Origin of the sequence: Gelidibacter sp. (assembly GCF_039916245.1) — a bacterium.
GTDB lineage: Bacteria > Bacteroidota > Bacteroidia > Flavobacteriales > Flavobacteriaceae > Gelidibacter.
Genome location: NZ_JBDSLS010000278.1, coordinates 1 through 9,989 on the forward strand (window position 1 = coordinate 1; position 9,989 = coordinate 9,989).

General features: G+C 36.6%; 10 protein-coding genes and 1 pseudogene. All 11 read right to left on the bottom strand.

The features are described from left to right. A pseudogene (locus ABIQ28_RS13990) lies at positions 1–340 on the bottom strand (TonB-dependent receptor); the annotation flags it as partial. A 149-nt stretch (positions 341–489) separates the two neighbouring features. Continuing rightward, the gene (locus ABIQ28_RS13995; RefSeq protein WP_348038359.1) at positions 490–1,335 is read right to left on the bottom strand and encodes a hypothetical protein; all 846 of its coding nucleotides are present in this window, start codon (positions 1,333–1,335) and stop codon (positions 490–492) included. 105 nt (positions 1,336–1,440) lie between these two features. Further along, the gene (locus tag ABIQ28_RS14000) at positions 1,441–1,836 is read right to left on the bottom strand and encodes a hypothetical protein (RefSeq protein ID WP_348038361.1); all 396 of its coding nucleotides are present in this window, start codon (positions 1,834–1,836) and stop codon (positions 1,441–1,443) included. 313 nt (positions 1,837–2,149) lie between these two features. After that, positions 2,150–2,932: an ABC transporter permease gene (locus ABIQ28_RS14005; protein WP_348038363.1), complete on the bottom strand. Its 783-nt coding sequence runs from the start codon at positions 2,930–2,932 to the stop codon at positions 2,150–2,152. Then, entirely contained in the window at positions 2,925–3,632 is a 708-nt protein-coding gene (locus ABIQ28_RS14010) for an ABC transporter ATP-binding protein (protein WP_348038365.1), read from the bottom strand. Before ABIQ28_RS14010 ends, ABIQ28_RS14005 begins: the two co-directional genes overlap by 8 nt. Beyond that, positions 3,629–4,834: a nitrous oxide reductase family maturation protein NosD gene (locus ABIQ28_RS14015; RefSeq protein ID WP_348038376.1), complete on the bottom strand. Its 1,206-nt coding sequence runs from the start codon at positions 4,832–4,834 to the stop codon at positions 3,629–3,631. Before ABIQ28_RS14015 ends, ABIQ28_RS14010 begins: the two co-directional genes overlap by 4 nt. Positions 4,835–5,087: 253 nt before the next feature. Beyond that, complete coding sequence (locus ABIQ28_RS14020) at positions 5,088–5,522, bottom strand: nitrous oxide reductase accessory protein NosL (protein WP_348038367.1); 435 nt, start codon at positions 5,520–5,522, stop codon at positions 5,088–5,090. 178 nt (positions 5,523–5,700) lie between these two features. After that, the gene (locus ABIQ28_RS14025; RefSeq protein WP_348038369.1) at positions 5,701–6,315 is read right to left on the bottom strand and encodes a hypothetical protein; all 615 of its coding nucleotides are present in this window, start codon (positions 6,313–6,315) and stop codon (positions 5,701–5,703) included. Between the two features lie 266 nt (positions 6,316–6,581). Then, a complete protein-coding gene (gene nosZ, locus ABIQ28_RS14030) occupies positions 6,582–8,552 on the bottom strand; it encodes a Sec-dependent nitrous-oxide reductase (protein ID WP_348038371.1) in 1,971 nt (656 codons plus the stop codon). 31 nt (positions 8,553–8,583) lie between these two features. Next, positions 8,584–9,156, bottom strand: a complete 573-nt coding sequence (locus ABIQ28_RS14035) for a fasciclin domain-containing protein (protein ID WP_348038373.1) — start codon at positions 9,154–9,156, stop codon at positions 8,584–8,586. A 45-nt stretch (positions 9,157–9,201) separates the two neighbouring features. After that, entirely contained in the window at positions 9,202–9,690 is a 489-nt protein-coding gene (locus ABIQ28_RS14040) for a cytochrome c (protein ID WP_348038375.1), read from the bottom strand. Positions 9,691–9,989: the final 299 nt, after the last annotated feature.

A 9,989-nucleotide genomic window follows, 5' to 3' on the forward strand; every position in this document is an offset into this window, starting at 1 on the left:
CATCTACATACGACGTTATCGGATCCATCTTATCTGTACAGGCACCAAAAATCTGCATCCCATCAATGGTCACATTCAATCGTTCACTATTCATATTGTTCATTGAGGGTTCCCAAGCGTAATTTCCACGTTTGATCATGGTAATTTTATTGGACTTTTCTAAATAATCATCAATGCTAGACAAGGTTTTCTCCTGTCGGTAATTACTTAATTTTCGTCGGCCAACCACCGTGATTTCGTCTAATTTGGTCGTGTCCTTTTCAATTTTACTTCCTTCTTCCTGGGAATACACCATTCCACTTATAAAAAAGCAAAATATACCTATAATGAATTGTTTCATTGATGATGTTATTGGATCTGTCAACTTGAGTGTAGTCGCTATTATATACCTTTTAGGTCAGAATAATTTCGCCTGCCTGTCCGCAGACAGACGAAATTCTGAACCTTCAAAAGTGACAGAATGTTAGAATTTTTGACTAAAAGGTTGGATTAGAAATCAAGTTCTAAGTAGAGCGAGCTTTTTGTATGGTCTTCAGTAATAGCTTCTCCTTTTAGGATGTCGCCAGCACTATTCAACAATTTTAGATTGAGCACCCAATAGCCACTCATGGTTAAAGATAAGTCGCCATTATACGTTTTGTCGGCAGCATTGTAAGTCAAATCCTTATTGTTTGGCGAACTGTGATTACCCATTCCTGGCATGCGTGGATCCAAGGTGATTTTATAATCTGGAACACTAGGAAAAGACATCATGGTTTGCATTTTAAACAAGCCAACTTTCATTTTATTTACCGCAATTTTAGGCGTCTTTGGCTCTATCAAAGCCAACACATATTTCGTACCATCGTCACCCATAAAACTGGTTACGTTTTGGTTATTGTTTTGTGTTACGACAATATCTGAACTTGCAGAATAAGCGACGCCATTAATAGAATAATCAATTTTTAAAGACCATCCTGAGCCATCCAAATTGGCCATTTGATAAATGATAAATCCATCATAAACAGTGGCTTTACCAACCGCTTTTGAAATTTCTGATTTTGGACAGGAATGATCCATCGTTGCCATTTTCATCATGGGCATCCATGATAAGGATGCATTCTCTACAAAATCGTTTGTTGTATTATCTTTTATTCTAATGCTGATACTATTATAACCCGTTTTGAAATTCCCCGTTGCATTAAATAATTCGAGAGTATGAGTGGCATTAGTCAGGTCTTGAATTTTTTTAAGCCCTTCGACTTCGTTTAAGACTTCATCTGAATCGTCATTGGTTGAACATGATAATGTAAATAAAGAGATAAACAGAATTGGAATGATATATTTTAGTTTCATTTTTAGTTGTTTTTGAGTTTGAAATACGTGCAAACACCTTTCGCTCACTTAATTAAATAAGCCAGGAAAAAAAAGGAAAAACCATGAGGTTTATTGTTCGAAAAACTAACTAAAATTGGGAGGAGGCGTATCGATGTCTTGATACTGAATAATAACACGTTGTAAGTATCCAAAAGAGTTGTTTTGGATGGTAGCGACACTATTATTTGGAGTTTCTACTAACTCAATATCAAACAGACAAAAAACATCTAAAGACATACGTCTGGTCTCTTGCGCTGGTACATCGGTATTTGATTCTGGCGTACTCTGCTTCAACTGTTTGGTCAACTGGCATTTTCCGTTACAGCCTTGTTGATTATCTTTTTGAATACAAAAGTTTTTTGCTATGACCGCTTGATTCGCCACAAAATCACCAATAATAACAAGAGTATTGATATTATGTGCGAATAATATTAATACCAATATAAAGGCAGTGATTTTATGTGCAAGGGTTGCGATCATACTACAAATTTACGCATACTATTCATCATTATAGTTGATAATTATCAGAATTCATTTTTAATCTAAATCATTGTTGTCCGATTAAAGTTGCGTTGATCTTCAAAGAATACTGATCAATAAAGTTCTTTCAACGTTTTTAATCCTAACCTCCTTCATTTCTCGGTTTTTGGAAACTATTTCTGAAACATCATAATCCATTCTAATTATGAATTTTACAGCCCATATTTTCAATTAATTACGTGTTTAGTCTTTGTTCTTGGTTCTATCAGCGGAGCGGTCTTAATTCTTTTCCGGACAATAGTGAATCTAAATATTAAAAATCTTTTTTCTTTGCCTTAGAAGTGATTCTCAACACTGGCAAAACTACCCATAAAGTCAAGGCCACAAAAGATACGATCAATCCTAAATTGGTGCCAAAAAACTGTTTGAATACGGCGCCTGTATAACCAAGCAATGCTGAAATGTCAAGCTTTAGTAAAATAAGAGTTCGTGACAAATCGATAGGGTTCAACATAGTGCCCACCAAAGACAATTTATCCAAAGGATAATCTGAGAAAATAATCAGCGACATTAAAAAGACCCCGTCGTAAATAATGGCTAAAAACAACCATAACAAAATGGCATAACCAAAACCTTTTATTCTGTTTTCGTTGGATAATGCGATATTAAAAGCCAAGGCTGTAAAAATGAACGTTAAAAAAGTTCCTGTGATTAGCAATAAGGAAAAATCCCAAATGGCATTAGACATAAACAGACCGTAAAAAACAAACGGAATGCCCAATCCTAAAATCAAACTCATGGACAGTGAAATAGCCACGCCCAGATACTGGCCTAAGAAAATGGACGATCGTTTTAAAGGCTGTGCCAATAAGAGCTCGGTAAACTCTTTGGAATTATAATAATACATGACCCCAAAAATGGTTCCGATCAGTGGTACCAAAACAATAATTACATTCATTAAAGTGATGACCGCTTTGGACAGGTCATTGTTTAAGAACAACAACACAACACCAAGCAATAAGTAGAATGCAAAATAGACGTAGCTCCAACGGCTACGCATGAGATCGTAAAAACTGTATTTTAATATTTTAAGCATGATTGTCGGTTAAAATGGATGCGATGGCATGTTCGAAATCCGGTTGATTGGTTTTGTCTTTGAGTTCGGTAATTGTTCCTTTAAAGTAGATTTTACCTTCTAAAAGAAATACAATTTCATCTGAAATCTCTTCCACGAAACTCATAATATGTGAGGTAATCAGAATGGTCTTGCCTTTAGCTTTTTCGGCTTGGATCAATTTTTTTAAGCGTAATAGGGAAATGGGATCCAGACCTGATGTTGGTTCGTCCAAAATGACCAAAGGACTATCAAACATAAAGGTTAATACCAAATTGACCTTTTGCTTGGTTCCGCCAGAAAGATTGCCCAGTTTTTTATCTAAAAAAGGTTCTAATTTAAACAGCGTGATTAATTCTTCATCCAAGTCCACATTCCCACGGAGATCCTTAATCATCGTAATGAGTTCCTTTACTTTTAAATTGTTTGGAAAGTTCGCTATTTGAGGCAGATAATCGATTTTATGTCGGTAATCAGAGCCGCTTTTTATATTCTCGCCCAATACCGTAATGGTCCCTTTATTAGGAATAACCATGCCCAAAATAGACTTTATAAGCGTTGTTTTTCCTGAACCATTGGGACCCAGCACGGCAAAAATACCGCCTTCTCCAATTTCTAAATTGAGGCCACTTAAGACCTCGTTTTTTCCAAATTTTTTATATAAATCTTTAATTTCTATCATGGTCTATCATGGTTGATACGTTTCATTCTTGGATTTTCGTCCATCAAATCATCTGGGGTAAATACTGGGGAAACTTTTTCAGAAAAATCTATCAGGTCTATAAACAGACTTCGCAATAGAATTATCGTTTCCGGGGTTCTATTCACAATATAGGAGAAGAGCTTTACGGGTCGGTATGGGACATCGCCTATGCCGTTTTTATCCAAATCGTAGCCGGTGTAATTGCTCCAAAAATTGTTATCAAATTTGTTGTCGTTAATTTTTCCATTATAGGAAATATCGAAGGAGTTATATAGAAAGTTATTTTCAATAATTTGATTATCATAACAAGCGCCTTTCACTCTAATGGCATACCCATTACTTATAAAATCGTTGTTACTGTACAACAGACGATTACTTCCTTCAACCGTAATGCCTACTGTATTTTCGATAAATTTGTTGTTGATAAGATTAACGTCGTTGACTTCCTTCAGGAGTAACCCATAAGCTGCGGTTCCCCAGTTTTTGGTAATGACATTTTTTTTGACTTCCATGAATTTTGAAAACATCAAGGCAATTCCAGCACCATTGGTTTCAAACACATTATTAATAACCTTGTTATTATTACTGAACATAAAATGAAGCCCATAGCGCACGTTGTTCTTACTGAAATTATCAGAGATAGTTATATTATAAGAAAATTCAAGATAAATGCCATCGCGAACATTCCGAACATCATTGCCGCGTACTTCGACATTTTTACAATACCATAAGTGAATGGCATTTCCTGAGTTAAACTCCGTAACCGCCTCTCCGCGAACCTTGTTATTTATGACTTTGCCATTATTTGATTTTTGAAGATAAATTCCGAAGAAAAGTTTTTCCAAGTCTAAATTTTGAATGGTGAAGCCTTCACTCTTTATGAGTCTTACGGCAGCATAATCGGTGGTGTAACTCACGCCGACGTTGATAATCTTAAAACCATCGAGCGTCACATTATCGGCGCCAATGGTAATGATTTCGCCTTTTGCTTCGCCATCTATCGTGGGAAGACCTTCGCCAATTAGCGTAATGCTTTTATCGATTTTCAAATTGGACTCCTTGTAAATTCCCTTTTTAACCAAAATGGTATCGCCTTCTGCAGCTTGTTGTATCGCTTCATGGATGGTTTTGACGGCACAAGAAGAACAAACCGTAATTGTTTTTGACCATACGCTGGTCATGGATAACAATGCCGTTACAAAGAAGACTATGTAGTGTTTATTTTTCAAAATAAAATTAAATTTTATCAATACGAAGTTATTCTCTTGCGAGATTATAAAAAAAGTTGAACATACAGATTTTAATAATGTTTCATAAATCGAATTTCTTGAAAATGAACACTTAAAAACCCGTGCAATTTCGAAATTTATAAAAAAACCTCAGCACTTGTTGATGGCTTTTAGTCTTTCAGAAACTGCTGAAGCCATTTTTATGTTATAATCTCAGATGATCCTGAATTTCTTTCCAGGTATAAGTTTTGCCTGTAAATTTTTCTTGGGCTTTCTTTCCGGCTTCTGCATTTAAAAAAGCGGAAAGATTCGCTCCCATTGGGCTTTGCAGATTTTCACTAATCAAGTAAGAAGCTTTTGTAGCATCAATCAATTCGCCCGGTTGATTTAAATCTGCCACCAAATAGTGCGCCATTTCGGTAGTTGCAAACTCATCCTGTAACGAGTGCACCATGCACTCAATGGCATCATATTTATAGGCTTTTCCCTTTGAAGTCACTAATTGCGAAGCATGTTGTTTATCCACAATAGTCATTTCGCAATAATGGCAAGCATCAGAACCATAATTTATAGGTTGCGGCTCAGCACTGCATGACGCCAATAAAAGGCTTATAATACCAAGAAAAATAAACTGTTTCATCTATTTGTAGTTTTATTTATAATTAATTAAAAATGTATAAAAAAGAATCAAGACACTTCGACAAGCTCAGTGAGCGCCGCTTCGCTTTTAGAATCAAGAACAAAGACTTAGTTCGTAAACTATTGCAAGTACGAGCGTTAAAGTTCGAGAAACAATTAATCCATCATTTTTTCTGATTTTAATTTACTTTTTTAGAGGCACTTTTTCCAACAAAGAAGGCTACTACGGTAAGCATCATGCCGATGAAGATCATATAAGCTCCAGCAGCTGGCCAAGAATCCACATCAAAGTTAAGCATCTTTTGATAACCAATTAGTGGCGGTTTATACGTCATTGGCGTACCATCCAGGTTTTCAAGTTTCATGATCGCTTTCGGATCTAAATCAGTTCCGTATTGTGTGAGCCACAGGTTGAAATCGTACATTCCCATGACGCCAAGGATTGACATCAGTATGAACCAGCCTAGAAACCATTTGTAACTCACTTTTCCAAAGAAACCCAGCAAACCGATGATCACTCCAAGTCCTACCATAATCCCTATAACCATAGGAAATACTTCAAACTCCCACATTTCTTCAACTTTGGGAATGGTTTTCATCCCGATGTAGTGGTTAAGACCGTCAATATTTTTAATATCAAATTCTTCAACTCCTTCTATACCTTGAATATAAATATTCATCCCAAGCGGGTCTGGGTACTGAGGAGCGCCGAGCATAATATTCCACAATGGGAACTTAAACAGTCCTAATAACAACAGGGATCCTATTATCATTATTATACCAGCTTTTTTCATAATATTACTTCCCGTGAAACAGGAATCGTTTTTTAATTAATACTCAATTCCGTTTTGATAATCATCATTATAACAGTTGCATTCTACATGCTTATAGGATGAATTATCCCGTTTTATTTGAGATTCCTGCCTTTACATCGACATGCTCAGCAACCACGCAGGAATAGAAAGGCGAGAGCGATAAATCAACTCTCGCCTTGTGAGTATGGAAATAAACACTAAAACAAAATTTCCCTACCCTTATACTATTGGTAATCTATTTCAAATTAATCCTCACCTAAACTCCAGGACAATTCAATATTTGAATCTGCTGGACTCACACGAACATAACCTTGCATTTCTTGGTGAAGTGCAGAACAGAAGTCTGTACAATAGAACGGCCAAACTCCCACTTGTTTTGGTTCCCATACCAAGGTTTCAGTCGCTCCTGGAAGCACAAGCAATTCAGCATTATTAGCTCCAATTATAGCGAACCCATGAGGTACGTCAAAATCTTGTTCAAGGTTCGTCACGTGGAAGAAAACCTTGTCTCCTACTTTAATACCTTCGATATTGTCAGGGTTAAAGTGGCTACGAATTAAATTCATATACACGTGCACATCTTTTCCTTGACGCACAACTTTAGTGTCAGCATCAGAAAGCGCAGCATAAGGGTGCTTGTTTTCAGAAAGCTTATAGATTTTTCTAGAATTTTTTGCAATCAACTCCGCAGGAATAGCAGCGGCATAGTGAGGTTCACCAATGGTTGGGAAATCTAGTAAAAGCTCCATTTTATCTCCACTAATATCAAATAACTGAGCAGACTGTGTAAGCTCTGGGCCCGTTGGCAGGTATCTGTCTTTTGTAATCTTGTTTAAGGCTACAAAGTATTTACCAAACGGCTTACGTGAGTTACCTCCAGGAATCATTCCGTGTCCTACAGAGTAGAATACTGGCTGACGGTCTAAAACTTCCCAAGTTCCTACTCTCCATTTTACAACTTCCGAAGAGATAAAGAAGGTAGTATAAGCGTTTCCTTTACCATCAAATTCTGTATGCAATGGTCCTAATCCTGGTTGTTTAACTACACCAGCTAAAATATCTTCAAAGTTTAAGATTGGAATACCATACGCTTCACCATCAAATTTCTTGTTTTTAATAGCATCCAACATTTTGGTAAAACTATGAACTGTTAAGTCTGCAGAAAGCTTTCCGTTACCAATAATGTACTCACCTGATGGATCAACGTCACATCCGTGTGGCGATTTTGGAGTTGGTAAGAAATATACAGCTCCAGGAACATCCAATGGATTTACAGTAAGAACTTCTTTCATCATTGTAGAAGTTGCAGTATGCGTGTTTTCATCCATTATGTTATGTGCATAGTTGGCAGGAACTTTTGTACCTCCACCATTATTCACATACTCTTCAATTACTTTCCAGTTAACCGCAGCGATAAAATCTTTATCATTTTGGGAAGCGTTCACTTCTAATAAAGAATGCGCTTCTTCAGTGTTATAAGTGGTAAAGAAGAACCAACCGTGACTCTTATCTCGACCTGGGTGAGAAAGATCATAGTTAAATCCAGGCATCATCAATTGGAATTTAATTCCCATACGTCCCGTTTCTTGATCAACGCTAATAAAAGTTAGAGAACCTTTAAAGTTTCCTTTGTAATCTTTTATAGGCATATCTTTCTGTGGAATTGGCACAGAGAAACGTGTTCCCGCTACCACATACTCGGTATTCTCAGTAATGAATGATGAACTATGGTTCCCAGCACTGTTTGGAATCTCAATGATTTCTTCGGTTGCAAAGTTTTTCAAATCGATACGCGCAATTCGCGGCGTGTTGTTTCCATTGATAAAAATCCAACGGCCATCCAATTCACCTTTTGTTTGTGAAATATCAGGGTGATGCGAATCATCCCAAGGCACAAACCCGTATGATGTATTTAACATTGGCTTGGTCTCCTCACTATAACCATATCCATTTTCAGGATTTTGTGAGAATACTGGAAGAACCTTTAGCAAACGTCCTGATGGCAATCCATAAACACTTAGCTGGCCACTAAAACCTCCAGACATAAATGCGTAGTATTCATCATGCTCACCTGGAGCCACATACACTCTTTCTGCAGCATTAGATGCGAGACCACCTTGGCCTCCCTTGTGACCTTTTTTGTCATTCCCATTATTACAGCTAACCAATCCGGCAGCTATAACCAGGTAAAATAAAATATTAATTGATTTTTTCATTGTCCTATTGTTTGATTAAATTGTTTTAAAATTAGTTTGCTGGCAAGATTACTTTATCCACGACGTGAATAATTCCATTACCTGCGGGAATACTTGCTAAAATTTTAGCACCGCCCACATACACATCATCACCTTTAACTTCCACAGCGACACTTTCACCACTGGCCTGTCCAACTTTTTTGAATTTTTTCAAAAAATCTTTCGAATAATTCCCAGGAGTCACGTGGTTTTTCAAAATATAAGCTAGCTTTTCTTTGTTTTCAGGCTTTATTAACTCTTCAACTGTTCCTGCTGGCAAAGCATCAAAAGCTGCATTGGTTGGTGCAAAAACCATTAAAGGTCCAGCGTTAACCAGAGCGTTTTCCAATCCTGCTGCTTGCACAGCCGCCACTAATGTGGTGTGGTCTGGCGAACCGATGGCAATTTGGAGAATGTTTGGTGCTGATTCATCATTTTCAATAAAAGCCTGTCCTTGGTTTTTGGTTTGGACATCGCTTTTGGCGGAACCTTCGGTGGTTCCCGATCCGGTGGTTGTTTCATTTTTACAAGCTGCAAACACGAGTAATGCGCACGAAACAAAAATCATTTTAAGGATTGATTTCATATGAGTTTAGCTTTTGGTTTGTGAAAGGTTATTTAAGTATATCTATTATAGAGTTCTAAAATATTCCAAAATCTGTCTTGTTTGTTCTTCAGACATGTGTTGGTTGGCCATTGGTGAACCATTAAATTCGACTAACAAATCTTTAGCTAATGGATCTTTTTGGGTCATTTCGTCAGGATTCATGATCATGTTCATTACCCATTCTGGAGTTCTTCTTTCCAAAATTCCTTTTGGAGCTGGACCAATGAATTTTTTGTCTGCTTTATGACAGGCCGTACAGTTCATTTTGAAAACGCCCTCTCCTTTTTCAGCCATTTCTTTATCGATTTCTGGCGACAAGGTTACCGATTTAATTGGACCGATACCTTTGTTGGTCAAATCGACTCTTACCGAAGCAGGAGTAGCATCAACCGCTTTAGCTTCAGTTTTTTGTTCCGTTTTACCGTATGGAGAAGCCTCTTTCTTTTCCCCATTACCACACCCAGTAAGTATTGTTAATCCCAATACTGCAAAAATCATTAGTGTTTTTTTCATTTTGTGTTAGTTTTAGTTCTCAATTGAATTTTTTATTTATTGTTTTTAAACTACGAAGTCAGAATATGTCATTTTGATTTCCGATACCAAATTTAAACGCATTAAATAAAAGAATACATGATAAAAATCATATTTAGGATAATTTTGTCCTGTTTTAAAATTATTTTATAAAACCTTAATTACCAACACAAAAAAAACCTCGATTGCTAAGACTTGGAAAATATTTTTTGAGTGGAGAAATCAGAAAAAGATTCTCATAAAAGTGAAGTAAATCTGTGGTAAAACCTTTTTATTTCAGG

Coding starts and splice junctions, on each gene's coding strand:
- ABIQ28_RS13995 (WP_348038359.1), bottom strand. CDS start 1,335: ATGAAACTAAAATATATCATTCCAATTCTGTTTATCTCTTTATTTACA.
- ABIQ28_RS14000 (WP_348038361.1), bottom strand. CDS start 1,836: ATGATCGCAACCCTTGCACATAAAATCACTGCCTTTATATTGGTATTA.
- ABIQ28_RS14005 (WP_348038363.1), bottom strand. CDS start 2,932: ATGCTTAAAATATTAAAATACAGTTTTTACGATCTCATGCGTAGCCGT.
- ABIQ28_RS14010 (WP_348038365.1), bottom strand. CDS start 3,632: ATGATAGAAATTAAAGATTTATATAAAAAATTTGGAAAAAACGAGGTC.
- ABIQ28_RS14015 (WP_348038376.1), bottom strand. CDS start 4,834: ATGACCAGCGTATGGTCAAAAACAATTACGGTTTGTTCTTCTTGTGCC.
- ABIQ28_RS14020 (WP_348038367.1), bottom strand. CDS start 5,522: ATGAAACAGTTTATTTTTCTTGGTATTATAAGCCTTTTATTGGCGTCA.
- ABIQ28_RS14025 (WP_348038369.1), bottom strand. CDS start 6,315: ATGAAAAAAGCTGGTATAATAATGATAATAGGATCCCTGTTGTTATTA.
- nosZ (WP_348038371.1), bottom strand. CDS start 8,552: ATGAAAAAATCAATTAATATTTTATTTTACCTGGTTATAGCTGCCGGA.
- ABIQ28_RS14035 (WP_348038373.1), bottom strand. CDS start 9,156: ATGAAATCAATCCTTAAAATGATTTTTGTTTCGTGCGCATTACTCGTG.
- ABIQ28_RS14040 (WP_348038375.1), bottom strand. CDS start 9,690: ATGAAAAAAACACTAATGATTTTTGCAGTATTGGGATTAACAATACTT.